This window comes from Variovorax sp. AC103 (genome assembly GCF_979254005.1).
The window spans coordinates 67,936-91,344 of sequence record NZ_CEEDFC010000002.1 but is presented as its reverse complement, the minus strand read 5'-3'; the positions used below and the strand labels follow the sequence as shown (position 1 = coordinate 91,344).

The window sequence follows — 23,409 nt, the reverse complement described above, 5'->3', positions numbered from 1 at the left end:
GGGCCTGTCTTACTCGGCCAGCTCGTTCGCCAAGACCAGCAGCGCGCCCATGCCCATCACGGCGCCGGGAAAAGCCCAGCCCGACTGGTGCGCAGGCTTCTGGTCGGGTGTGACCGGCTCCATGTCGACGCCGATCTTCGGGCGGCGCGCATCGACCACGTGGACCGCGCCATGCTCGCGCTTGAGCAGCGCCGTGAGCTCGGTGAGCGGGCCCTTGGCCAGCACCGGGGTCACCTGGCCGCCGTTGCGCTCCAGCAGCGGCAGCATCTGCGCCTGCACCTTGCTGAACCACTTGGCGCGCCAGTTCTCGCGCGCGCTGTGGCTCACCCACTTGCTGATGCGATGCGTCATGCGCGGCGCGCAGGCCACCAGCACCCAATGGCGCGCCACGACGCTGCCCGCGTCCGGCGCGAGTTCGGCGAACTGCTCGCTGGCGTAGGTGACGTCGTCGACGTAAAGAATGATCTTTTCCATGGCGTGCTCCTTCAGGTAGTTAGAGTGACAGAGACTGTGCGGGGCGGCAGGTTTCCGGGCGGTGGCGCGGGCTCAGTCGGCCGCCACGGCCGTTGCGGGCCGGCTGCGTGCATTGCGCGCGGCGATCCACTTGCCCAGGGCCAGCACCAGCAGCGCACCGGCAATGCCGGCAGCGTACTTGATGACGTCGGTCTGCGGCACCTTCGGCACCCAGGTCCAGGCCGCGGCGTTGGCCAGGGCCGGGTCGGACACGGCCATCGTGCCGGCGATCCAGCCGAGCAGCATGCCGCCCAGCGTGATGATCATCGGGAACTTGTCCATCAGCTTGATGACGAGCTGGCTGCCCCACACGATGATCGGGATGCTCACGAGCAGGCCGAAGATCACGAGCGGCATCTGGTGGCCTTCACCCGCGCCTTGGGCGGCGCCGGCAATGGCGATGACGTTGTCCACGCTCATCACGAGGTCGGCAACGATCACGGTCTTGACGGCGCCCCACAGCTTGTCGCTGCCGGTGATGTTGCCGTGCGCGTCGTCATGCTCGGGCGCCAGCAGCTTCACGCCGATCCACACCAGCAGGATCGCGCCGACCAGCTTCAGGAACGGAATGGCCAGCAGCGTGAGCGCGAAGAAGATCAGGATCACGCGCAGGATGATGGCGCCGGCGGTGCCCCAAAGGATGCCCTTGGTGCGTTGTGCGGGCGGCAGCTTGCGGCAGGCCAGCGCGATCACGACGGCGTTGTCGCCACCGAGCAGGATGTCGATCATGATGATCTGACCGACAGCGACCCAGAATTCCGGGGTCATGAACAGTTCCATAGATTCCTCTTTGTCTTCGCGCCCCTGTCTCTCCCTGCAGGGGTGACGACGGAAGGCGCATGCCGATGCGTTTCGATTCATCCTGGGCGGGAAGGATCGAAAGCGGGGGATGAAGGCCGGAGACTTTGGGGACCGCCGGGAGCTTGCAAACGCTTCGACCAAACCTGCACAGGTTCAAATCGAAGGTCTTGCTCGACAGCGCCCGCGCGAGCGCGCGTACGTTGCCCGGCAGGCCGGAAGTGTTTTGCTTCGTATTGACGACCTGACGATTCGCGCTGCCGTGGACAGCGGTCGGGAGCTACTCCCCTTCGTGGGGCGGATTAGAGCATCGAAGCCCGCGGCCGCGCAATCGAAAGTTTTCAGGGGCTTGAAGAGAACAGCCTGGAGAGGCGCATGAACAGGGCGTGTGATGCTATTTCTTTTGTAGCGATCTTGTCCCTTCGACGCTTCGGGACATTGCCGGACTATGATCGCCGTCCGCTGTTTTTTCACCTTTCATGGCCGCCATACACATCACCGACATCGAGGCCGCCATCAACCACTGGCGCGAGAAGACGCCCTCGCCCGACGGCATCACGCTCGGTCCCGAATTGCGCGCGCTGGCCGAGGTCTACGCGCTGATGGTCTTTCACCACGAGGACGAGGTCGACGAGGTCGGCTTTCCGCCCAAGGCCTGGGCCGCCTGGATGGCCTGGTACGAGAGCACGCCCGACACGCCCTGCATCGCGATCTGCTCCACCAGCCAGGGCGACGACGAATGCAAGGGCTGCGGGCGCAGCTTCGACGAAGTGCAGTTCTGGCCCGCCATGACCGCGGTCGAAAAGCGCGCCACGTGGCGCCGCATCACCATGGAAGATTCGGCCTGGCGCTTCAACCGCTATGCGGAGCGGGCGCGCGAGGCGCGTGACGAGGGGCCGGCGTCCGCCGCCGAGCCCGAGTTCGACCCCGACGACGAAAAGAACCGGGCGCCCTGACGATGCGCCGTCTCGCGCAAGCCCCCAACCTCGCGATCGCCACCGTGTGGGCGCACGCCTTGCGCGAAGAGGGCGTGGCCGCCACGGTGCAGCGCGAGTTCCTGGGGGCGGTCATGGGCCAGTTGCCGCCCGACCAGTGCCTGCCCGAGATATGGATCGACGACGAGACCCAGTTCGAGCTGGCGCAACGCCTGCTGCACGAACTGCAGAACCGGCCGCAGCGCAACTGGCTGTGCGTGTGCGGCGAGCAGGTCGAAGGCGGCTTCGAGCAGTGCTGGCAGTGCGGCGAGATGATGCCGGCGGCCTAGCCGCGCGGCGCTATTTCCAGCGCAGCAGTTCGACGTCGACGCTGTTCGTGCCGTCGCCCAGCGTCAGCGTGTTTTCCTGGATGGTCGCCTGCAGCTGCATGCTGCGCTGCGCCAGCGCGGCCAGCGCCTGCGAGGCATCGGTCGGCACGCGGTAGACCTTCAGGTTCTTCGGCCGCGCGAGCTTGTTCTCCATGCCGCGCCACCAGATCTCGGCCGCGTGGTTGAAGCAGTAGACGATCACCTCGTCCGCCTTGCCGCAGGCCTTGAGCACGGGCTTGTCCTCGGGCTGGCCGACCTCGATCCAGATCTTGACCTGGCCGGTGAAGTCGCGCAGCCACACGTCGGGCTCCTCGACGTTCGACAGGCCGGCGCCGAAGGCCAGCGTGCCGTCGCCGTTGCAGATGTCCTGCAGCTGGTGCGCATTGAGCGCGAGCGCCACGAGCCGGATCATCATCCGTTCGTCGGTTTCGCTGGGGTGGCGCGCCAGGGTCAGCGCGTGGTCGGCGTAGTAGCCGTGGTCGATGTCGGCCACCGCGAGGGTGGCCTTGAAGATGGTGGACTTGAGGGCCATCAGATGCGCTTGGCCAGCTCGGCAGCCTTGCCGACGTAGCTGGCCGGCGTCATGGCCAGCAGACGGGTCTTTTCCTCTTCCGGAATTTCCAGCGAACGGATCAGCCCGTGCAGCGCCTCGGCCGTCACCGTCTTGCCGCGCGTCACTTCCTTGAGCTGCTCGTAGGCGCCCTGCACGCCATAGCGGCGCATCACGGTCTGGATCGGCTCGGCCAGCACTTCCCACGAGGCGTCGAGGTCTTCGGCCAGCGCCTCCTCGTTGAGCTCGAGCTTGCCAAGACCCGTGGCCAGGCTCGCATAGGCCAGCGTGGCATAGCCGATAGCCACGCCGATGTTGCGCAGCACCGTGCTGTCGGTCAGGTCGCGCTGCCAGCGGCTGATGGGCAGCTTCTCGCTCAGGTGGCGCAGCACCGCGTTGGCCAGGCCCAGGTTGCCTTCGGCGTTCTCGAAGTCGATCGGGTTGACCTTGTGCGGCATGGTCGAGGAGCCGATCTCGCCCTTCTTCAGGCGCTGCTTGAAGTAGCCCAGGCTCACGTAGCCCCAGATGTCGCGCGAGAAGTCGATGAGGATCGTGTTGGCGCGGGCCACCGCGTCGAACAGCTCGGCCATATAGTCGTGCGGCTCGATCTGGATGCTGTACGGCTGGAAGCTCAGGCCCAGGCCCAGCGGCGCGGGCGTTTCGATGACCTTGCGGCTGAAGGCTTCCCAGTCGAACTCGGGCCAGGCGGCCAGGTGGGCGTTGTAGTTGCCGACCGCGCCATTCATCTTGCCCAGCAGCTGCACCGAGGCGATCTGCGCGCGGGCCTTGGCCAGGCGCACCGCCACGTTGGCGATTTCCTTGCCGACCGTGGTCGGGCTGGCGGTCTGGCCGTGGGTGCGCGCGAGCATCGAGACATCGGCGAACTGGTGCGCCATTTCGCGCAGCTTGGCGATCAGGCCGTCGATGGCCGGCAGCATCACCTTTTCGCGCGCGGCCTGGATCTGCAGGGCGTGGCTGGTGTTGTTGATGTCTTCGCTGGTGCAGGCGAAGTGCACGAACTCGGCCGCGGCCAGCAGCTCCGGGCGGGCTTCGAACTTGGACTTGATCCAGTACTCGACCGCCTTCACGTCGTGGTTGGTGGTTTTTTCGATTTCCTTGATGGCCAGCGCGTCGGCCTCGGAAAAGTGTGCGACCAGGCCCAGCAGGTACTTGCGGGCGCCGCCCGTCAGGGGCTTGAATTCGGCGAAGCCGCAGTCGGACAGCGCAATGAACCACGCCACCTCGACTTGCACGCGCCGGTGCATATAGCCCTGCTCGCTCATCAGCGGGCGCAACGCCGCGAGTTTGGCCGCGTAGCGACCGTCAAGGGGGGAGAGGGCGGAAACGGTGGAAAAGCTCATGCCCGAATTTTAGGCGGCTGCCGCTCCGTGGGGCGGTACCTACACATCGGCGTCGATTTGGGGCCCTGGTTTTCCCGTTCACCTAAAATGACTATTAACGAATGTTGTAAATCTTAGGGAGAGAGCCTTCATGAAACTGATCGGATCCGCCGCCAGCCCGTATGTGCGCAAGGTGCGCGTGGTGCTGGCCGAAAAGCGGCTCGATTACCAGTTTGTCATCGAAGACGTCTGGGCTCCCGAGACCACCATTTCCAGCTCCAATCCCCTGGGGAAGGTGCCCTGCCTGATCATGGAAGGCGGCGAGGCGATGTTCGACTCGCGCGTGATCGTCGAGTACCTCGACACCCTGTCGCCGGTCGGCAAGCTGATTCCGCAGCAGGGCCGCGAGCGTGCCGAGGTCAAGACCTGGGAAGCGCTGGCCGACGGCGTCATGGACGCCGGCGTGCTCTGGCGCCTGGAAGCCACCTGGGCCGGGCGCAACGACGGCGAGCGCAGCGCCGCCTGGATCGAGCGCCAGCGCGCCAAGGTCGAGGACGGCGTCGCCGCCATGGCCAAGGGCCTGGCCGACAAGCCTTTCTGCAGCGGCATTCACCTGAGCCTGTCGGACATCGCCGTGGGCTGCACGCTGGGCTGGCTGGCCCTGCGCTTTCCTGAAATCGACTGGCGCGCCGACCACAGCAACCTGGCCAAGCTGTACGACAAGCTCATGTTGCGGCCCAGCTTCATCGACACGAAACCCTGACAAAAGGCGCCCCAAGGCGCCTTTTTCGTTGTCAGAGCCCCGTGAGCCGCGACACCGCCGGAAAGTACAGCCGGTACGGCAGCAGCCGCATGAGCTTCATCCAGAAGGTGAAGCGGCGCGGAAAGTGAATCTCGAAATGGCCGCGTCGCCAGCCTTCGAGCATGGCTTCGGCGGCGGCTACGGGCGTGATCAGTGCCGGCATCCTGAAATCGTTCTTCGCCGTGAGCGGCGTGTCGACGAAGCCCGGCTGCACCAGGCTCACGCCGATGCCGCGCGCATGCAGGTCCACGTACAGCACCTCGGCCAGGTTGGTCAGCGCCGCCTTGGTCGGCCCGTAGGCCAGGCTCTTCGGCAGCCCGCGGAACCCGGCCACGCTGCCCGTGATGGCGATGTGGCCCGCGTTGCGCGCCACGAAGCCGGGCAGCACCACCGCCAGCACATGCAGCGCGCCGACGTAGTTGACCTGCTGGTGCACCAGCATCGTGTCGAGCGCGAACGCGTCCGCGCGCAGGGCGTCGTAGGTGGCGGCGTTGTGCAGCACGAAGTCGATCGCGCCGGTCACCGAGAGCAGATGCGCGTGGGCGGCGGCCACCGAGGCGGCGTCGCGCACGTCCAGCGGCAGCGCGATCACGCGCGGCGGCTGGCCGGCCTCGTTGTGCAGCGCCGCCAGTTCGTCGAGCGCCTCGCCGCTGCGCGCGGACACGCCCACGCGCGCGCCGCGCGCCAGCAGCGCCAGCACCGTGGCGCGGCCGATGCCCGAGGACGCGCCCACGACCCACGCCGTCTTGCCCTGCCAGTCGGTCAGCGGCGGATTGAGTGGCTTCAAGGAGAGACTTTCGGCAGGGGCGAGGAAGAAGAAGGGGCGGGGACCGGCCGTATCACCAGCGCCCACAGCGCCAGCCCCGCCGCCACCTTGAGCACGCAGGGCAACAGGCAATACGCCAGGGACAGCGCCTGCAGCGCCGTGGCTTCGCGCGCGCCGGGCACGTAGCCCGCCAGCCCGAGCAACGGCAGCGCCAAGCCGGCGGCCAGCGCCAGGTTGAGCTTGGTCGCGAAGTTCCACCAGCCGAAGTAGGCGCCGGCGTTGGGCTGGTCGCCGGCCTCGGCGATGATTCCGGCCAGCAGCGCGCTCGGCAGCACCAGGTCGGAGCCGATGGCAAAGCCCGACAGCGCGCACACCACCAGGAAGGGCACCGCGTCGCCCGCGCCCATGGCGCCGGCCCATGCGAACACCACCACCGACATGCACATGCCGCCCAGCCACGAGCGCGCCAGCCCGAAGCGCCGCACGATGCGCAGCCACACGGGAATCGATGCCGCGGCCATCACGAAGTACAGCCCCAGGAACGCGGGCTCCAGCGAGGCCGGCGCCTGCAGCCGGTCCTGCACGAAGAACAGCACCAGCGTGGCCGGCACCGCGCTGGCGATGCCGTTGAGCACGAACACCGCCAGCAACCGGCGAAACGCCGGACGGCGCAGCGGCAGGCGCAGGTCGACCGTCACATGCGGGGCCTGCGTGCGCACCGGGCGCGGCGCCTGCGTCCACATCAGCCAGCCGACCGCCAGCAGCACGCCGAACAGCGCCACCATCGCGGGCAGCCCCGCCACGGTCGGCACGACCGACGCCAGCACCACGCCCACCAGGCCCATGCCTTCGCGCCAGCCCACGATGCGTCCGCGCTGCACCGCGTCGCCGCCCAACATCGCGCCCCACGACTGGTGCGCGATGCTCAGCATGCTGTAGCCCGCATAGGTCACGGCCAGCAGCACGGCCGCCGCCGCCAGCAGCGCGCCGTGGCGCGCGGGGTCGACCAGCAGCTGGGGAAAGAACAGCAGCCCGAAGCCCAGCAGCAGCACGCCCGCTGCGAAGGCGCCGAAGCCCAGCACCGCCCGCGGCGAGCGCGCATGCAGCCGGTCGCTGAGCCGCCCGAGCAGCGGGTCGATCAGCGCATCGAGCAGCCGCGCGCCCAGCAGCACCGCGCCCAGCGTGGCCAGCGGCACGCCGAAGGCGCGTGCGTAGTGGTTGGGCAGCAGCACATAGAGCGGCAGCGCGACGAACGCGAGCGGCAGCCCGAGCAGCCCGTAGCGCAGGCCGTCGACGGTTCCGAAGCGGGAGGAAGAAGGGGCAGGGGGCACGAAGGGCCGCGTGTTTCTATCGCTTGCGCAGCGTGTACTGGACCACGTCGATGTTGGCCTGCGAGAACGCGGCCTCGCAGTAGGCCAGGTAGAACTCCCAGATGCGCATGAAGCGCTCGTCGAAGCCCAGTTGCAGGATGTGGGCGCGCTGCGCCAGGAAGCTCTCGCGCCAGCGGCGCAGCGTCTCGGCGTAGTCCGCGCCGAACGCGAATTCGTCCACCACGTCCAGCCCCGCGGCCTCGGCCTCGCGGCGGAACTCGCGCGGGCACGGCAGGCAGCCGCCCGGGAAGATGTACTGCTGGATGAAGTCGGTCGAGTCGATGTAGCGGTCGAACAGCTCGTCGTCGATCACGATGCTCTGCACGCAGGCACGCCCGCCCGGCTTGAGCAGCCGGCTCACGCTCTGGAAGTAGGTCGGCCAGTATTCGCGGCCCACCGCTTCCACCATCTCGATGGAGCACACGGCGTCGAAGGGCGCGTCCTTGATGTCGCGGTAGTCCTGCAGGCGCAGGTCGGTGCCCATGCCGGCGGTGCGGTTCTGGGCAAAGGCCAGTTGCTCGGTGGACAGCGTCACGCCGGTCACCGAGGCGCCGAAGTCGGTGGCGGCCATCTCGGCCAGCGCGCCCCAGCCGCAGCCGATCTCGAGCATGCGGTCGCCTGGTTTCACGCGCGCCAGTTCCAGCGCGCGGCGCACCTTGGCGCGTTGCGCCACGGGCATCGGCTTGGCGAGGTCGCCTTCGAACCACGCGGACGAATAGTTCATCGTCTGGTCGAGCCAGAGCTTGTAGAAGGCGTTGCCCAGGTCGTAGTGCGCATGGATGTTGCGCGAGCTGCCGGCCTTGCTGTTGCGGTTCATGATGTGCCGCACGCGGTACACCAGCCGGCCGAACCAGCTGCCGTACACCACGTCCTCGATGGCGCGGCGGTTGGCGATGAAGACCTTGATCAGCTCGGTGAGGTTGGGCGTGGTCCAGTCGCCGGCGATGTAGCTCTCGGCAAAGCCGATGTCGCCCGACTTGAGCGCCGCCTGGCACACGTTCCAGTTGCGCAGCGTGAGCGAGGCCGTGGGGCCGCTGCCCGGCGTGGCGCCGAAATGGCGCACCGAGTCGTCCGGCAGGCGCACGGTGAGCGAGCCGTAGGACAGCCGCTGCAGCAGGCCGAGCACGGTGCGCGCGGAACCGGGCGCGTCCTGAGGAAGCGAAAAGCGGGAGGCCGTGGTGGTGGAGGTCATTCGAATGCCTTCGTGCGTCGCACTATGGTGCGAGCTTGCTTGGGGCGGCCCGGCGCGCCGCACGCGAATTCGCCTGCTGCTGGGGGTTGTCGCGTGAAACGAAATGGATGGGCGGTGCCGGCTTGGGCACGAAAGGCACGCGCTTGAGCCAGAGCTTCGCGGCCTGCCAGTGGATGCGTGCGATCAGCCCGAAGGTCATGGCGGGGTAGCGCCACAGCGCGCGCCGCACGCTGGCCGCGGTCATCGGCACGAGGTCGCCGCTCACGCTGGTCTGCAGCAGCGGGCCGTCGGTGTCGTCGTGGTCGATGCGCACCACGGTGCGCGTGAGGTCGGCATCGACGAAGAAGCGAAAGCGGTAGTCGCCGGCGACGCGGCAGAACGGCGAGACGTGGAAGGCCTTGGTCGCCTTCAGTTCCGCGCCGTACACGGGCCGGTCGAGCAGGTAGCAATGGCGCTCGCCGAAGGTGTTGTTCACCTCGACCACGATGGTGCGCAGCACGCCTTCGGGCGTGTGGCAGTACCAGAAGCTCACCGGCTTGAAGGTGTAGCCGAACACGCGCGGGTAGCAGTGCAGCCAGGCTTCGCCGGTGGCGTCGTGGATCTGGTGCGCGGCCAGCAGCTCGTCGAGCCAGCCCAGCGCGCCGCCCTGCGCGGGCGCGCGGCCGTCGCCGTGGTCGACGTCGTGGAAGGAGAGCGGCGCCCACCGGTTGAGCGCCAGCGTGCCGGCGGGCCGCGCGCGCAGGGCCCGCATCGGCAGCATCAGGAAATAGGTCGGGTAGGCGAAGGCGTTGCGCGCCGGGCGCAAGCGCGTGTGGCGCACCTCGCCGAAGCCCACCAGCGGGGTCGGCATCGGCTGCGCCTGGGTCATACCAGCGCACTCCCCATGGCGTCGATCGGTGCGTCCTGGCGCGCCAGGTGCTCGCGCAGGCCCTGGGCCGCGGCCAGCCCGGCCTTCAGGCCGTCTTCGTGGAAACCGTAGCCCATCCACGCGCCTGCGAACCAGGTGTTGCGCTGGCCTTGCAGGGCGGGCACCTCGCCTTGCGCGCGGATGGCGGCAAGGTCGAGCACCGGGTGGTCGTAGTCGTATTCGGCCATCACCTGACTACGCTGGATCTCGCGCACCGGATTCAACGAAACGACGACCGGTTGCTCCCACGGCAGCGGCTGCAGCTTGTTGAGCAGGTAATGCAGGCAGACCCGGCCCGCTTCGCGCTCGCCGGCGGCCGCGCGCTCGTAGTTCCAGGCGGCCCAGGCCGACCGTCGCTGCGGCAGCACGGCGGCGTCGGTGTGCAGCACGGCGTGGTTCGCCTGGTAGCGGATGGCGCCCAGCACCGCCGCCTCGGCAGGGCTGGGGTCGCCCAGCAGGGCGAGCGATTGGTCTGAATGGGTGGCCATCACCACGTGGTCGAAATGCTCGGTGCCGGCTGCGTCGGTGGTCACCAGCACGTCGACACCCGAACGGCTGATGTGGCGCACCGGTGTGTTCAGGCGCTTGTCGGCCAAGCCGGCGACGATCTTTTGCACGTAGTTGCGCGAGCCGCCGCGCACGGTGCGCCACTGCGGCCGGTTGGCGATCTGGATCAGGCCGTGGTTGTGGCAGAAGCGGATCATGGTGGCCACCGGGAACGCCAGCATCTGCGTGGTCGAGCAGCTCCAGATGCAGCCCATCATGGGCAGGAAGTACCAGTCTCTGAAGGCCGCGCCGAAGCGATGGGCGTCGAGAAACTCGCCCAGCGGCTGGGCCAGTTCGCCCTCGGTGCCGGCCTGCGCGATGCGCGTGGTCAGGCGGTTGAAGCGCAGCAGGTCGCCCAGCATGCCGAGGAAGCGGGCGTCGAACAGGTTGCGCCGCTGCGCGAACACGGTGCCCAGGTTGTTGCCGCTCCACTCGAGCGGGCCGCCGCCGTCGTCGCGCGTGGCCTGCACCGAGAACGACATCTCGGACAGCGCCGTCTCGACGCCGAGCTCCGAGAACAGGCGGATCAACTGGGGGTAGGTGCGGTCGTTGTAGACCAGGAAGCCGGTGTCGACGCCATGGGCGACACGGGTGGCGTCTGCGGCGGAGCGCGCAAGCTCGATCGTCGCCGTGTGGGCGTGACCACCGAAGTAGTCACTGGCTTCGAAGAGGGTGACGGCGGCCACGTCGCGCAGGGCGTGGGCAGCGGCCAGTCCCGAGATGCCGGCGCCGACGACGGCGATGCGGGTGGTGTGCGTCACGGGGCACCCGCCGTCCGGCCGGAAGACAAAAATGTTGCGAGGCGCCCCGACGCGAAGGAGGGAGGGAGGGAGGAGGAGAAGAATCGCCTCGGGATTTCGACCGGACGGCAGGCGCCCGGAAGACCTCGCAACATGAAAACCTGTGGGCACTCACTGCCCACTCGAGTTAGGAGCGCGGCACCCGAGGCACGGTTCCCTCGCGTTTGGTAAACGTTTGTTTCTACGAGTTCACAATGGCTTGGACGCATCGGTAGATAATATTACCGATGCGTCGTTCTGTGAACTGTTCAGTCTTAATTTGGTCCGAGTTGCTTCTCGATGACGTTCACGAACCCGTTTTCGTCCGGCGCCGTCATGCTCGACCATGCCTGCACGACCTTGCCGTCGCGCCCGATCAGGTACTTGTAGAAATTCCATTTCGGCGTGGTGCCTGAAGCCTGCGCCAGCTGCTTGAACAGCGGATTGGCGTCGGTGCCGCGCACCGACGACTTGGCGAACATCGGGAATTTCACGCCGAAGGTGCTTTCGCAGAAGTCGGCAATTTCCTTGTTGGAGCCCGATTCCTGCGAGAAATCGTTCGACGGGAAGCCCAGCACCACGAGGCCGCGCGAGCGGTATTTCAGGTCCAGCGCCTCCAGACCCTTGTATTGCGGCGTGAAACCGCAGAAGCTGGCCGTATTGACGACCAGGACCACCTTGCCGGAGTACTGGCAGAGACTTTGGGGTTTTTCATCCTGCAGCCGCGGGAAGGTGTGTTGCAGTACCACGGGGCAACCCGACGGTTGCACCGCGGCGGAGGCGGCGGGTGTGGTCTGGGCACCGGCGGGCAGGGCTGAAATAAGGCTCGCCACGAGGGAAATAGCCGGTACGCAGTGCCACCGCATCGACAATCGGGAGAGGGGTCGCATGGCGGGCTCCAGGTTCGAAAAAGGGGGGTGTGCATCCGCGTTGCCACGGCGCACGTATTCGCATCATCGCGCTTCTGTCATGGTCGCGCCAAACGTGCCGACTAAAATCGACGGCCATAGAAAGACATTGATGCTCTATCCGGAACTCTTCAGACAACTCGAATCCGTCCGCTGGGACATGGAAAAAGACATTCCCTGGCAATCGTTCGACGCTTCCTTGCTGACGGACGAGCAGGCGCAAACCATCAAGATGAATGCCATCACCGAGTGGGCGGCGTTGCCGGCCACCGAGATGTTCCTGCGCGACAACCGCCACGACAGCGACTTCTCCGCCTTCATGTCGATCTGGTTCTTCGAGGAACAGAAGCATTCGCTGGTGCTCATGGAGTACCTGAAGCGTTTCAGCCCCCAGCACGCGCCCACCGAGGCGGAACTGCACGAAGTGCGCTTCGACTTCGACCCGGCCCCCCCGCTCGAAACCCTCATGCTGCACTTCTGCGGCGAGATCCGCCTGAACCACTGGTACCGCCGTGCCGCCCAGTGGCACACCGAGCCGGTCATCAAGCACATCTACACCACGCTGAGCCAGGACGAAGCCCGCCACGGCGGCGCCTACCTGCGCTACATGAAGCGCGCGATGGAAAAGTTCGGCGACGAGGCCCGTGCCGCGTTCACCAAGGTCGGCGTCCTGATGGCCAGCGCCCGGCGCACCGCGCAGGCCCTGCACCCGACCAACCTGCACGTCAACAAGGCGCTGTTTCCCAACGACACCATCCAGAGCCGCATGCCCGACCCCGACTGGCTGGAGCACTGGCTCGACAAGCAGATCAAGTTCGACGCCGTCTGGGAGACCAAGGTGGGCGAACGCATCCTGCACAACCTGAGCCTGCTGATGGACCGCAGCTTCAAGACCGTGCAGGAGCTCAACCGCTACCGCAAGGAAATCTCGGCCACTCTCGGCCCCAAGCCCGAATACCAGGGCGCCTGATTCAAGAAACGCCCCGCACCCCGGGGCGTTTTTTTTGAGGCCGCCGTCACAACCGGGCACTGCCAGCCGTCTAGCCCTCATGGACGACGCCACCCTCACTTTCAACCGCCTGCGCCCCCGGCTGCAGGGCATTGCCTACCGCATGCTCGGTTCCATGGCCGAGGCGGAAGAGGTCGTGCAGGACGCCTGGTTGCGCTGGCATGAAGCCGCCCGGGACACTTTAGACAGCGCCGACGCCTGGCTCGTGACGGTGGTCACCCGCCTGTCGATCGACCGGCTGCGCGCCGCCAAGGTCGAGCGCGAGCACTACATCGGCACCTGGATGCCCGAGCCCACCCTGACGGGCGCCCCCGACACCCCCGAGCAACTGCTGGAGCGCGCCGACAACGTCTCGGTCGCCTTCCTGGCCGTGCTCGAACGCCTCGCGCCCGAAGCGCGTGCCGCCTTCCTGCTGCGCGAGGTGTTCGACGCCGACTACGAGGACGTTGCCCGCACCCTCGGAAAGACCGAGACCGCCTGCCGCCAGCTGGTGCACCGCGCCAAGGCCCAGGTGCTGGACGCGCGCCCGCGCTTCAGCGTGCCGCGCGAGACGCACCAGCGGCTGCTGCGCGCCTTCGCCGATGCGGCCGCGCGCGGCAGCCTGCAGGACCTGAAGGCGCTGATGTCGGAAGACGCCCAACTGCTGAGCGACGGCGGCGGCAAGGTGCCGAGCTTCGGCAAGATCCTGCGCGGCAGCCAGCGGCTGGCCCAGCTCTACTTCGCCGTCTGGCGGCGCATGGGGGCCGCGGCCGTGCGCGTGGAGGTGGTCGACATCAATGGCGAGCCCGGCCTGCTGCGTTTCATCGACGGCCAGCTCGAATCGGCGCAGACCTTCGAAATCGAGAACGACCGCATCGTGCGCATCCGCGCGCAGCGCAATCCGGACAAGCTCGCGCGCATCGCCCGGGGCGTTGCATCGAAATAATTCGCGCGGCGTGTCACAGGGCGCAGGGTTCGCCCGTCTTCAGTGGGTAAGCAGATTTCATCGTCAACCACCCTGGAGATAGTCACCATGAACACCGCCCCCCGCCTCGCCTGGTTCAAGATCGCGCCCAAGGCCTTCCAGGCCATGCTCGGCGTCAACGGCGCCATCGAATCGACCACGCTCGGCAAGAAGCTGGTCGACCTGGTCTTCGCCCGCGTCTCGCAGATCAACGGCTGCGCTTACTGCCTGGACATGCATGTGCGCGACCTGCGCGTGCAGGGCGAAGACTGGCAGCGCATCAACAGCCTGGCCACCTGGCGCGAGGTGAGCTTCTACGACGCGCGCGAACGCGCCGCACTCGGCTGGGCCGAGAGCCTGACGCGCCTGTCCAGCGACCACGGCTCGCGCGACGTGGAGTACGAAGCGGTGAAGGCCCAGTTCAACGAGCTCGAAATCGTGGAGCTCTCGGTGGCCATCGCGCAGATCAATGCATGGAACCGGCTGGGCGTGGGCATGCAGCTGCCGGTGGCTGCCAAGCCGATCGACTGAGCGGTGCTGCCCCGTACGGGCGTGGGCTCGGTCAGCGCCGCTCGACCACCATCGGCGAGATGCGCAGGCTGTCGCGCAGCTGCGTGACGGCTTCGCCGGCCGCGTTGCGCGACGGGAAGGGCCCGGCCTGCAGCCGGTGCGTGCCCGCTTCGCTGAACACCCGCAACTGCGGCGCCAGCGAAGGCAGGCCGCGCGCGGCCTGGTTCAGCAGGCTCTCGGCGCCGTCGCGTTCGCGGAACGCGCCCAGTTGCACCCAGAAGCCCTGCAGCGCGGCGGACGGCGCGGGCGCGCCGGGCGGCAACGGCGGGGGTGACGACGGCGCCGCCTGCAGCGGCGCCAGGTCGTTGACCACGATGGCCGGCCGCGACGGCGGCGTGGAGGGCGGCCACTGCGCCGATTCCGTCTCGGCCCCCGCCGAGGCACCGGACGCGGCGGATGGGGCCGCTGTCATCGGCGTCTGCGGCGCGACCGGCATCGTCGAGGCCGGCGGTGGAATGTCGTTGTACGCCGCACCGACCGGCGCCACCCATTCGGCCGGCACGCGCACCTGCGGGGCGCTCGCCACGCGCGTCGCCGGCATGCGCACGGGAACGGCCATGGGTGCGGCAGTGGGCGCGGCAGCAGGTGCCGCGGCGGCGTACGCCGCGTCCGAGTCGCGCCGCCAGGCGCCGGTGCGGATGTCCTCGTTGGTGATCCGTTCGATCTCCACCGGTGCCACGCCGCGCAGCAGGTCGAGCTTCAGCGCGGCCGTGTAGCTCAGGTCGATGACGCGGCCGTCGACGAAGGGCCCGCGGTCGTTCACCCGCACGATCACCTCGCGCCCGTTGGCCGGATTGCGCACGCGCACATAGCTGGGCAGCGGCAGTGTCTTGTGCGCGGCCGTCATGGCGTACATGTCGTAGGGCTCGCCGCTGGACGTCGACGCCGCATGGAACTTGCTGCCATACCACGAGGCCATTCCGGACTCGCGGAACGGCCGGTCGTCGGTGACCGGCGCATAGCCGCGGCCGAGCACCGTGTAGGGCTTGCTGGTGCCGCCGCTGGTGCGGATGGGCTCGATGCGGGGCTCGGCGTCGGGCACGCTGGCGAGGTCCGGCGGAATGTGGCTGCCGGGGCCGTCGCGGCCGCTGGCGACGCCGCCACCGGTGCGTGTGCTGCTTGCGCAGCCGGCCAGAAGTACGGCGACCACGACTGCGCACACAGCGAGTGCCTGTCGCGGGTCGCGCCAGGAACACCGCGGAACCGGCTTTGCCGGGCCGCCGGTGTTGCCCCCGGTGAGCGGGGTGGCGAAGCGACGCGAAGTGCGCAAAGCCCGGGGGTGAGCCAGATCAGCCAAACACGGCCTTCCACAGCGCCAGCATGGCGTCGCGCTCGGCGGCCAGTGCGGGCGGGGTGACTTGCGTCGGTTCTTCGTTCAGGCGTGCGCGGTGCTGCACGCGGCGCAGCTCGCGGTAGGCGCGCGCCGCGCTGCGGCCCACGCCCTCGGGCAGCATGCCGGCCAGTTCGGCGCGCAGCAGCAGCGCGATGTTGCCCACGTTCGGAATCAGCTCGGGGTGTTCGCCGGACGACGACAGCACCAGGAACTGCACCGCGAACTCGGCATCGACCATGCCGCCGGGGCTGTGCTTCACGTCGAAGCGCCCGGCCTTCACCGGCCGCGCGCCGCGCAGCTTGTCGCGCATGGCGATGATCTCGGCCTTCAGCGCCTCGCGGTCGCGCGGCGCCACCAGCACGGCCTCGCGCACCTGGTCGAAGCGCGCACCCAGTTCGGCGCCGTGGTCCTCGCTGCCCAGCACGAAGCGCGCGCGCGTCATGGCCTGGTGCTCCCAGGTCCACGCCGTGTTGCTGCCGCGGCCGAGCTGGTACTTCTCGTAGGCCTGGAAGCTGGTGGTCAGCAGGCCCGAGTTGCCGTTGGGCCGCAGGGCCGTGTCGATCTCGAACAGGTCGCCTTCGCGCGTCTTCACCGTGAGCCAGTTGATCAGCTTGCGCACGTAGGCCGCGTAGACCTCGCCGGCGCGCTCGTCGTCGTCGTCGTACACGAACACGATGTCCAGGTCGCTGCCGTAGCCCAGCTCCTTGCCGCCCAATTTGCCGTAGCCGATGATGGCGAACTGCGCCACCTCGCGGTGCCGGTTGCGCACATGCGGCCAGCACCAGCGGGCCGTCACGCGCAGCGTGGTGTCGGCCAGCGCGCTCAGGTCGTCGGCCACCTGCTCCACCGTGATGCGGCCGTCCACATCGCGCGCGAGGGTGCGGAACACCTCGGCGTGGTGCGCATGGCGCAGCAGGTTGAGCAGGCGCTCCTCGTCGGCCTCGCCGGTGCGGGTGAGCGAGGCGTGGCGCGCCTCGAGCTCGCGCTCGAACTCGGCCGCGACGAAGCGGCCCGAGAGCATTTCGTCGCTGGCCAGCTCGTCGATCACGCCGGGGTGCTGCATCAGGTAGCGCGCGGGCCACTTGGCCGAGCCCAGCAGGCGCAGCAGGCGCTCCTGCACGGCCGGGCGTTCGACCAGCAGCGCCAGGTAGCTCTCGCGGCGCATCAGCGGCTCGATCCAGTCGGCCCAGCGCAGCGCGGCATCGACGTGGCGCGGCGTCTGGCCTTCGCCGTCGCCGTCGGGCTCTTTCAACCACGCGCCGGTGCGCTGCACCAGCTGGCGCAGCCGTGCGCGGGTGTCTTCGCGCAGGGCCAGCACGCGCGGCTGCTCGCACCAGTCGCGGATGCGCTCGGCGAAGGCGGGGGGCAGGTCGCCGAGCAGGTCGGCCAGCTCGGCGGGTGCGGCGGCCTTCTTGCCGCTGCACTTGCCGCTGCAGGGCTTGTCGCTGCCGAGCAGCTTGTCGAACTCCTGCGCGACGAACTCGCGGTGCGTGTCGAGCTGCGCGAGGAACGGGCAGCAGTCGGCATAGCCCATGGTCTGGGCGATCCAGCGCAGGTCGTCGTCTGCCACCGGCAGCACGTGGGTCTGCTGGTCGTCCAGGTACTGGATGCGGTGCTCCACGCGGCGCAGGAACTCGTAGGCCTGCGCCAGCGCGTCGGCGCTTTCCTGCGGCATGAGGCCGGCGCGCGCCAGCCGCTGCAGCGCGTCGAGCGTGGGCCGCGTGCGCAGTTCGGGGAACTGGCCGCCGCGCACCACCTGCAGCAGCTGCACGGTGAACTCGATCTCGCGGATGCCGCCACGCGACAGCTTCACGTCGTTGGCGCGCTCGGGCCGGCCCGCGCTGCGGCGCGCCGACTGCTCGCGGATCTGGCGATGCAGCACGCGCAGCGCATCGAACACGCTGTAGTCGAGGTAGCGGCGGAACACGAAAGGCAGCACCGCGCCGCGCAGGCCCTGGGCCTGGCCCGCCAGCACGATGTCGCGCGGCGCCACCACGCGGCTCTTCATCCAGGCAAAGCGCTCCCATTCGCGGCCCTGTACCTGGAAATATTCTTCCAGCGCATCGAGCGAGACCACGCTGGGCCCCGAGTTGCCGTTGGGCCGCAGCGCCAGGTCGACGCGGAACACGAAGCCGTGCTCGGTGGTGTCGCCCACCAGCGCGTAGATGCGCTTCACCGCGCGCGAGAAGTACTCCTGGTTCGACAGCCGGCCGCGGCCGTCGGCGTCGCCCTTCGTCTCGCCGTCGACGTCGTAGAGGTAGATGAGGTCGATGTCGCTCGACACGTTGAGCTCGCGCGCACCGAGCTTGCCCATGCCCACGATCCACAGCTGCGCGCGCTGGCCCTCGGGGCCGAGCGGGGCGCCGTGCACCGCATCGAGTTCATGGCAGGCGTCCTGGCAGGCGACATCGAGGGCCAGTTCGGCCAGCTCGGTGACCGCGGTGGTCACCACGGCCAGCGGCGCCTGCGCGTCGCAATCGAGGGTGACGAGCCGCTCCATCACCAGCTGCCGCACAATTCGCAGTGCATCGCCCACGCTGTCCCCACGTCGGCGCAATGCCTCGTAAGCCACAGTCATCGATTCGCGCCGCGGCGCGCCAGGGGGAAGCCATGAAAGCTCGGCCGCGTACCTGCGACGCAGGCGCTGCACGAAGCGCGAGTAGGAGGAGAACGCGGTTTGCGTCGATGTGGCTTGCAACTGGTTCACACTGCTGTCGGTTTCCGTGGAACCCCTCTGAATGCTGGCGGTCATAATTCCCGACACAGCGCGATCCTCAATGAACGACACGGCGTCTCCCCCTTCACGTCTGCTCAAAATCACCGCTGTGACGGCGCGCTGGCTGCTGGGTCTGTTGATCGCTGCATGGCTTCTTCTGGCGCTGTCAGTCGTTGTCCTACACGCGTGGATTGTGCCGCGAATCGGCGATTTTCGCGGCGCCCTGGAAGCACAGGCTAGCAAGGCCATCGGCGTGCCGGTGCGCATCGGCTCGATCACCGCCCGCTCCGAAGGGCTTTTTCCAGCCTTCGAACTGCGCGACGTGGTGCTGCAGGACGCCGACCAGCGCGAGGCGTTGCGCCTCGTGCGCGTGGTGGCCAGCGTGTCGCCGCGCTCGCTGTGGCGGCTGAATTTCGAGCAGCTCTACATCGAGGGCCCGCAGCTCGACGTGCGCCGCGACACTCAGGGAAAACTCCATGTGGCTGGTTTGCACATGTCGACCGACACCACCGGAGAGACCCGCGGCGCCGACTGGTTTTTCGCGCAGCGCGAGCTGGTCATCGAAGGCGGCACCGTGCGCTGGACCGACGAGCAGCGACAGGCCGAACCCCTGCTGCTGACCGACGTGCGCTTCGTCGCGCGCAACACGTCGCGCCGCCACGGGCTGCGGCTCGACGCCACCCCGCCGGCCGGCTGGGGCGAGCGCTTCACCTTGCGCGGCCAGTTCCGTCAGCCCCTGCTGTCGATACGCAGCGGCCACTGGCAGACCTGGGACGGCCAGCTCTATGCCGACCTGCCCTACATCGACGTCACGCGCCTGGGGCAGTACGTGTCGCTCGACGCGCGCATCCGCGAAGGCAACGGCGCGCTGCGCGTGTGGGCCGACGTGGACGACGGCCAGGTCGTCGGCGGCGCGGCCGACCTGGGGCTGGACACGGTCGACGTCTCGCTCGACAAGGGCCTGCAGCCGCTGGTGCTGCGCGCCGTCACCGGCCGCCTGGCCGGCCAGCGGACCGAGGACACGCTCGAGTTCTCGACCACCGCGCTGCAGTTCGACACCAGCGACGGCATGCGCTGGCCGGGCGGCAACCTGTGGCTGCAGCACACGCCGGCCAAGGGCCGCACGCCCGAGCACGGCGCCATGCGCGCCGACCGCCTCGACCTGGCCGCGCTGGCGCTCATCGCCGACCGGCTGCCGCTGGGCGATGCCACGCACCGCGTGCTGGAGGCCTATGCGCCGCGCGGTCTGGTCGAGCACATCGACCTGAACTGGCAGGGTTCGCCGGGCGCGCCCGACCGCTACCAGGCCAAGGGCCGCATCAGCGGCTTGCGCGTGGCCTCGCAACCCGCGGCGAGCACCACCACGACCGCGACCACGACCACCACTGCCGCAACCGCCGCTCCCCCCAGGGCCCACCCCGGCACCCCCGGCCTCAGCGGCGCCACCGTCGACTTCGACGCCACCCACACCGGGGGCACCGCCACGCTGGCCATCGCACAGGGCACGCTCGAATTCCCCGGCGTATTCGAAGAGCCCGTGGTCCCCATCGACCGGCTCTCGACCCAGCTGCAATGGAAGCTGGACAACGGCAACGCGCAGCTGCAGGTGTCCAGGCTGCGCTTCGCCAACGCCGACGCCGAGGGCGATGCCGAGGCCAGCTGGCGCACCAGCGACCCGGCCGTCTCCAGCGGCAAGGGCCGCTACCCCGGCGTGCTCGACCTGCAGGGCAAGCTCACGCGCGCCGACGGCACGCGCGTGTTCCGCTACCTGCCGCTGGACATTCCCCAGCACACGCGCGACTACGTGCGCGACGCCGTCACCAAGGGCACCGCCAGCAGCGTCGACTTCCGCGTGCGCGGCGACCTGCACGACATGCCCTTCATGGACCCGAAGCAGGGCGACTTCCGCATCGCCGCCAAGGTGGCCGACGTCGACTACGCCTACGCGCCGCCCCACACCCCGAGCGGCACCGCGCAATCCGCCGCGCGCAACGGCGTGCCGCCCCCGGTGTGGCCGCCGCTCACCGGCCTGTCGGGCGAACTGGTGTTCGAGCGCGCCGGCATGCTGGTGCGCAATGCGCGCGGCCGGCTGGTGGGCGCGCCGGGCGTCGAGGTGACCCGGGCCGAGGCGCAGATTGCCGACATGTCGCATCACGCCTCGACGCTGCGTGTGGACGCCCAGGCCAAGGGGCCGCTGGGCGAGGTGCTGCGCGCAGGCGCGCCGCTGGCCGGGGACACCGGCGAGATCATGCTGCGCGCGCGCGCCACCGGCTCCGCCGACTACAAGCTGCACCTCGAACTGCCCCTGGCCGCCATGGACAACGCCAAGGTGCAGGCCAGCGTGGTGCTGTCCGGCAACGAGCTGCAGATCGTGCCCGAGGCCCCCACCTTCACGCAGGCCAAGGGCACGCTGAGCTTCACCGAGACCGGCTTCACGATGGCCAACGTGCAGGCCAGGCTGCTCGGCGGCGACATCCGCATCGAAGGCCGCGGCCGCTTCACCGGCCCCAACCGCGAAGTCGCGCTGAAGGCACAGGGCACCGCCACCGCCGACGGCCTGCGCGGCGCGCGCGAGGTCGGCTGGCTCGCCCGCCTGGCGAAGAAGGCCACCGGCAGCACGCCGTATGCGGCTACTTTCTCGATGCGCGACGGCACGCCCGAGTTCTCGCTCACCAGCAGCCTGCAGGGCCTGGCCCTGCAACTGCCGCCCCCGCTCGTGAAGAGCGCCGAAGAGCAGATGCCGCTGCGCATCGAGAAGAAGGTGCTGGCGCGCGAAACCCGCCAGGGCGCCGGCGTTGCCTCGGGCACCGCCACGCAGGACCAGCTGTCGCTCGACCTCGGGCGCATCGGCGCCGTGCAGTACGTGCGCGACCTCGTGGGCAACGAAGCGCGCGTGGTGCGCGGCAGCATCGGCATCGGCCTGGCGGCGGGCGAAACCGCCAGCCAGTCCGACAAGGGCGTGTTCGCCAACATCAACGTGGGCAAGCTCGACATGGGCGCCTGGCAGTCGCTGGTGGGCGAGGCGACCGGCACGACGGGCGCAGGCGCCACTGCGGCCGAGGGCAGCGAGCGCGCCGACGACCCGTCCCTGGCCTACCTGCCCACGCGCATCGCCGTGCGCGCGCAGCAGCTCGCCGTGGCAGGCCGCACGCTGCACAACGTGGTGCTCGGCGGCACGCGCGACGGTGACCTCTGGCGCGCCAACATCGACGCCACCGAACTCAGCGGCTACGCCGAGTACCGCCACACGCAGGCCGGGCGGCTGTATGCGCGGCTTGCGCGGTTGAAGATCGCGCCCAGCGAAGCCACCCAGGTCGAGACCCTGCTCGACGAACAGCCGGGCACCTTGCCCGCCCTCGACATCGTGGTGGACGACTTCGAGCTGCTGGGCAAGCGCCTGGGCCGCGCCGAGATCGACGCGGTCAACCGCGGCGGCGCGGGCCGCGAATGGGCGCTCAACAAGCTTGCCTTCACCATGCCCGAGGCGAGCTTCGCCGCCAAGGGCACCTGGGCCGGCGTGCCCGGCGGCGCGGCCGGCCAGCGCCGCACCGGCATGACCTTCAGGCTCGACATTGCCGACGCCGGCGAGCTGCTCGCGCGCTTCGGCATGCCGGGCGTGCTGCGCCGCGGCAAGGGCCGGCTGGAGGGCGACGTCAACTGGCGCGGCTCGCCGCTCTCGCTCGACTACCCGAGCCTGGGCGGGCAGCTGCAGGTCGACGTGGAGCAGGGCCAGTTCCTCAAGGCCGACCCGGGCCTTGCCAAGCTGCTCGGCGTGCTGAGCCTGCAGGCGCTGCCGCGCCGGCTCACGCTCGACTTCCGCGACGTGTTCAGCCAGGGCTTCGCCTTCGACTTCATCCGCGGCGACGCGAAGATCAACAAGGGCATCGCGAGCACCAACAACCTGCAGATGAAGGGTGTGAACGCCGCCGCGCTGATGGACGGCTCGGCCGACATCGTGCGCGAGACGCAGGACCTGCGCGTGGTGGTGGTGCCCGAGATCAACGCCGGCACGGCCGCGCTGGTGGCCACGGCCATCAACCCCGCCATCGGGCTGGGCACCTTCCTGGCCCAATGGGTGCTGAGCAAGCCGCTGTCGGCGGCCGCCACGCAGGAGTTCCACATCGAAGGCACCTGGGCCGACCCCAAGATCGCCAAGGTGCCGCGCTCGCTGCAACTGCTGCCGCAAGGCATTCCTTCGATGCCGGGCCTGTCCGGCGTGAACGAAGGCAAGAAACCGGAGACCACGCAATGAAAGTCGCAGCCGTCCAGATGGTGTCGGCCATCGCCCGCGAAACCAACCTCGCGCGCGCCCACGCCCTGCTCGCGCAGGCCGCCGCGGCCGGCGCCGAACTCGCCGTGCTGCCCGAGTATTTCTGCATGATGGGCGCGCGCGACACCGACAAGCTGGGCCTGCGCGAAACCGCCGGCGCGGGCACGGTGCAGGGCTTCCTGGCCGATGCGGCGCGCGAGTTCGGCCTGTGGATCGTGGGCGGCACGCTGCCCATCGAGAGCGCCGACGCCGAGCACGTGTTCAACAGCTCGCTGGCCTTCTCGCCCGAGGGCAGGTGCGTGGCGCGCTACGACAAGATCCACCTGTTCTTCTTCGACAACGGCACCGAGCGCTACGACGAGCGCCGCGTCATCGCCCCGGGCACCGAGCCCGTGGTGTTCGACCTGCCTTCGCGCGACGGCCACAGCTGGCGCGTGGGCATGAGCGTGTGCTACGACCTGCGCTTTCCCGAGCTGTACCGCGCGCTCGCACGGCAGGGCGCCGACCTGCTGCTGGTGCCCAGCGCCTTCACGCGCACCACCGGCGCCGCCCACTGGGAGGTGCTGCTGCGCGCCCGCGCCATCGAGAACCTGGCCTGGGTGGTCGCGCCCGCGCAGGGCGGCACGCACGAAAACGGCCGCCACACCTGGGGCCAGTCGCTGGTCGTAGACCCCTGGGGCACGGTGGTGGCGCAACAGGCCACCGAAGAAGGCGTGGTGCTGTTCGACATCGACGCGGCGCAGGTCGAGCGCATGCGGGCGCAACTGCCCGTGCTGTCGCACTGCGTGCTCTAG

General features: G+C 69.0%; 20 protein-coding genes. 8 read left to right on the top strand and 12 right to left on the bottom strand.

What is annotated here, in order from left to right; genetic code table 11:
* Positions 1 to 9 precede the first annotated feature (9 nt).
* Together AC0IYU_RS03070 and AC0IYU_RS03065 are read right to left on the bottom strand one after the other, a co-directional pair.
* Entirely contained in the window at positions 10 to 474 is a 465-nt protein-coding gene (locus tag AC0IYU_RS03070; RefSeq protein WP_435486763.1) for a hypothetical protein, read from the bottom strand.
* Between the two features lie 72 nt (positions 475 to 546).
* The gene (locus AC0IYU_RS03065) at positions 547 to 1,293 is read right to left on the bottom strand and encodes a TerC family protein (protein ID WP_435486764.1); all 747 of its coding nucleotides are present in this window, start codon (positions 1,291 to 1,293) and stop codon (positions 547 to 549) included.
* A 497-nt stretch (positions 1,294 to 1,790) separates the two neighbouring features.
* Here AC0IYU_RS03065 and AC0IYU_RS03060 point away from each other — a divergent pair, with 497 nt between their 5' ends.
* Together AC0IYU_RS03060 and AC0IYU_RS03055 are read left to right on the top strand one after the other, a co-directional pair.
* Positions 1,791 to 2,267: a DUF3717 domain-containing protein gene (locus AC0IYU_RS03060; RefSeq protein ID WP_472112896.1), complete on the top strand. Its 477-nt coding sequence runs from the start codon at positions 1,791 to 1,793 to the stop codon at positions 2,265 to 2,267.
* Between the two features lie 2 nt (positions 2,268 to 2,269).
* Complete coding sequence (locus tag AC0IYU_RS03055; RefSeq protein ID WP_435437380.1) at positions 2,270 to 2,575, top strand: putative signal transducing protein; 306 nt, start codon at positions 2,270 to 2,272, stop codon at positions 2,573 to 2,575.
* Between the two features lie 10 nt (positions 2,576 to 2,585).
* Here AC0IYU_RS03055 and AC0IYU_RS03050 read toward each other — a convergent pair whose 3' ends face one another.
* Positions 2,586 to 3,146, bottom strand: a complete 561-nt coding sequence (locus AC0IYU_RS03050; RefSeq protein ID WP_435486766.1) for a YaeQ family protein — start codon at positions 3,144 to 3,146, stop codon at positions 2,586 to 2,588.
* A complete protein-coding gene (gene purB / locus AC0IYU_RS03045) occupies positions 3,146 to 4,525 on the bottom strand; it encodes an adenylosuccinate lyase (protein ID WP_472112894.1) in 1,380 nt (459 codons plus the stop codon). The genes AC0IYU_RS03050 and purB overlap by 1 nt, the downstream gene beginning before the upstream one ends.
* A gap of 130 nt (positions 4,526 to 4,655) precedes the next feature.
* On the opposite strand from purB, the gene AC0IYU_RS03040 reads away from it, so the two are divergent.
* On the top strand, positions 4,656 to 5,267 hold the full coding sequence (locus tag AC0IYU_RS03040) for a glutathione S-transferase N-terminal domain-containing protein (RefSeq protein ID WP_472112892.1): 612 nt from the start codon (positions 4,656 to 4,658) through the stop codon (positions 5,265 to 5,267).
* 31 nt (positions 5,268 to 5,298) lie between these two features.
* Here the strand turns inward: AC0IYU_RS03040 and AC0IYU_RS03035 are convergent, their stop codons facing one another.
* From AC0IYU_RS03035 to AC0IYU_RS03010, 6 genes are all read right to left on the bottom strand, one after another.
* A complete protein-coding gene (locus tag AC0IYU_RS03035; RefSeq protein WP_472112890.1) occupies positions 5,299 to 6,093 on the bottom strand; it encodes an SDR family NAD(P)-dependent oxidoreductase in 795 nt (264 codons plus the stop codon).
* Positions 6,090 to 7,403, bottom strand: coding sequence for an MFS transporter (locus tag AC0IYU_RS03030; RefSeq protein WP_472112888.1), 1,314 nt, complete (start codon positions 7,401 to 7,403; stop codon positions 6,090 to 6,092). Before AC0IYU_RS03030 ends, AC0IYU_RS03035 begins: the two co-directional genes overlap by 4 nt.
* Positions 7,404 to 7,419: 16 nt before the next feature.
* Positions 7,420 to 8,634: a class I SAM-dependent methyltransferase gene (locus tag AC0IYU_RS03025; protein ID WP_472112886.1), complete on the bottom strand. Its 1,215-nt coding sequence runs from the start codon at positions 8,632 to 8,634 to the stop codon at positions 7,420 to 7,422.
* 22 nt (positions 8,635 to 8,656) lie between these two features.
* Complete coding sequence (locus tag AC0IYU_RS03020) at positions 8,657 to 9,484, bottom strand: DUF1365 domain-containing protein (RefSeq protein WP_472112884.1); 828 nt, start codon at positions 9,482 to 9,484, stop codon at positions 8,657 to 8,659.
* A gap of 14 nt (positions 9,485 to 9,498) precedes the next feature.
* On the bottom strand, positions 9,499 to 10,848 hold the full coding sequence (locus AC0IYU_RS03015; protein WP_472112882.1) for an NAD(P)/FAD-dependent oxidoreductase: 1,350 nt from the start codon (positions 10,846 to 10,848) through the stop codon (positions 9,499 to 9,501).
* A 293-nt stretch (positions 10,849 to 11,141) separates the two neighbouring features.
* Complete coding sequence (locus AC0IYU_RS03010; protein ID WP_435495816.1) at positions 11,142 to 11,756, bottom strand: glutathione peroxidase; 615 nt, start codon at positions 11,754 to 11,756, stop codon at positions 11,142 to 11,144.
* 130 nt (positions 11,757 to 11,886) lie between these two features.
* Between AC0IYU_RS03010 and AC0IYU_RS03005 the strand changes: the two genes are divergently transcribed.
* From AC0IYU_RS03005 to AC0IYU_RS02995, 3 genes are all read left to right on the top strand, one after another.
* Entirely contained in the window at positions 11,887 to 12,744 is an 858-nt protein-coding gene (locus AC0IYU_RS03005; protein WP_472112880.1) for a ferritin family protein, read from the top strand.
* Positions 12,745 to 12,823: 79 nt separating this feature from the next.
* Entirely contained in the window at positions 12,824 to 13,708 is an 885-nt protein-coding gene (locus tag AC0IYU_RS03000) for an RNA polymerase sigma-70 factor (RefSeq protein ID WP_472112877.1), read from the top strand.
* A gap of 87 nt (positions 13,709 to 13,795) precedes the next feature.
* Positions 13,796 to 14,257 (top strand): carboxymuconolactone decarboxylase family protein, encoded by a 462-nt coding sequence (locus tag AC0IYU_RS02995; protein WP_435486775.1) that lies wholly within the window; start codon positions 13,796 to 13,798, stop codon positions 14,255 to 14,257.
* Between the two features lie 31 nt (positions 14,258 to 14,288).
* Here AC0IYU_RS02995 and AC0IYU_RS02990 read toward each other — a convergent pair whose 3' ends face one another.
* A complete protein-coding gene (locus tag AC0IYU_RS02990) occupies positions 14,289 to 15,446 on the bottom strand; it encodes a septal ring lytic transglycosylase RlpA family protein (protein WP_472112875.1) in 1,158 nt (385 codons plus the stop codon).
* A 139-nt stretch (positions 15,447 to 15,585) separates the two neighbouring features.
* Positions 15,586 to 18,381: a bifunctional [glutamate--ammonia ligase]-adenylyl-L-tyrosine phosphorylase/[glutamate--ammonia-ligase] adenylyltransferase gene (glnE, locus tag AC0IYU_RS02985; protein WP_472112873.1), complete on the bottom strand. Its 2,796-nt coding sequence runs from the start codon at positions 18,379 to 18,381 to the stop codon at positions 15,586 to 15,588.
* Between the two features lie 25 nt (positions 18,382 to 18,406).
* On the opposite strand from glnE, the gene AC0IYU_RS02980 reads away from it, so the two are divergent.
* Together AC0IYU_RS02980 and AC0IYU_RS02975 are read left to right on the top strand one after the other, a co-directional pair.
* Entirely contained in the window at positions 18,407 to 22,597 is a 4,191-nt protein-coding gene (locus AC0IYU_RS02980; RefSeq protein WP_472112871.1) for a YhdP family protein, read from the top strand.
* Entirely contained in the window at positions 22,594 to 23,409 is an 816-nt protein-coding gene (locus AC0IYU_RS02975; protein WP_472112870.1) for a carbon-nitrogen hydrolase family protein, read from the top strand. The genes AC0IYU_RS02980 and AC0IYU_RS02975 overlap by 4 nt, the downstream gene beginning before the upstream one ends.

What these genes read in the sequence shown, in the direction of transcription:
- AC0IYU_RS03025 (WP_472112886.1), bottom strand. Translation starts at nt 8,634, where the DNA reads ATGACCTCCACCACCACGGCCTCCCGCTTTTCGCTTCCTCAGGACGCG.
- AC0IYU_RS02995 (WP_435486775.1), top strand. Translation starts at nt 13,796, where the DNA reads ATGAACACCGCCCCCCGCCTCGCCTGGTTCAAGATCGCGCCCAAGGCC.
- AC0IYU_RS02975 (WP_472112870.1), top strand. Translation starts at nt 22,594, where the DNA reads ATGAAAGTCGCAGCCGTCCAGATGGTGTCGGCCATCGCCCGCGAAACC.
- glnE (WP_472112873.1), bottom strand. Translation starts at nt 18,381, where the DNA reads ATGACCGCCAGCATTCAGAGGGGTTCCACGGAAACCGACAGCAGTGTG.
- AC0IYU_RS03005 (WP_472112880.1), top strand. Translation starts at nt 11,887, where the DNA reads ATGCTCTATCCGGAACTCTTCAGACAACTCGAATCCGTCCGCTGGGAC.
- AC0IYU_RS03050 (WP_435486766.1), bottom strand. Translation starts at nt 3,146, where the DNA reads ATGGCCCTCAAGTCCACCATCTTCAAGGCCACCCTCGCGGTGGCCGAC.
- AC0IYU_RS03000 (WP_472112877.1), top strand. Translation starts at nt 12,824, where the DNA reads ATGGACGACGCCACCCTCACTTTCAACCGCCTGCGCCCCCGGCTGCAG.
- AC0IYU_RS03020 (WP_472112884.1), bottom strand. Translation starts at nt 9,484, where the DNA reads ATGCCGACCCCGCTGGTGGGCTTCGGCGAGGTGCGCCACACGCGCTTG.
- AC0IYU_RS03070 (WP_435486763.1), bottom strand. Translation starts at nt 474, where the DNA reads ATGGAAAAGATCATTCTTTACGTCGACGACGTCACCTACGCCAGCGAG.
- AC0IYU_RS03060 (WP_472112896.1), top strand. Translation starts at nt 1,791, where the DNA reads ATGGCCGCCATACACATCACCGACATCGAGGCCGCCATCAACCACTGG.
- AC0IYU_RS03010 (WP_435495816.1), bottom strand. Translation starts at nt 11,756, where the DNA reads ATGCGACCCCTCTCCCGATTGTCGATGCGGTGGCACTGCGTACCGGCT.
- AC0IYU_RS03040 (WP_472112892.1), top strand. Translation starts at nt 4,656, where the DNA reads ATGAAACTGATCGGATCCGCCGCCAGCCCGTATGTGCGCAAGGTGCGC.
- purB (WP_472112894.1), bottom strand. Translation starts at nt 4,525, where the DNA reads ATGAGCTTTTCCACCGTTTCCGCCCTCTCCCCCCTTGACGGTCGCTAC.
- AC0IYU_RS02980 (WP_472112871.1), top strand. Translation starts at nt 18,407, where the DNA reads ATGAACGACACGGCGTCTCCCCCTTCACGTCTGCTCAAAATCACCGCT.
- AC0IYU_RS03065 (WP_435486764.1), bottom strand. Translation starts at nt 1,293, where the DNA reads ATGGAACTGTTCATGACCCCGGAATTCTGGGTCGCTGTCGGTCAGATC.
- AC0IYU_RS03055 (WP_435437380.1), top strand. Translation starts at nt 2,270, where the DNA reads ATGCGCCGTCTCGCGCAAGCCCCCAACCTCGCGATCGCCACCGTGTGG.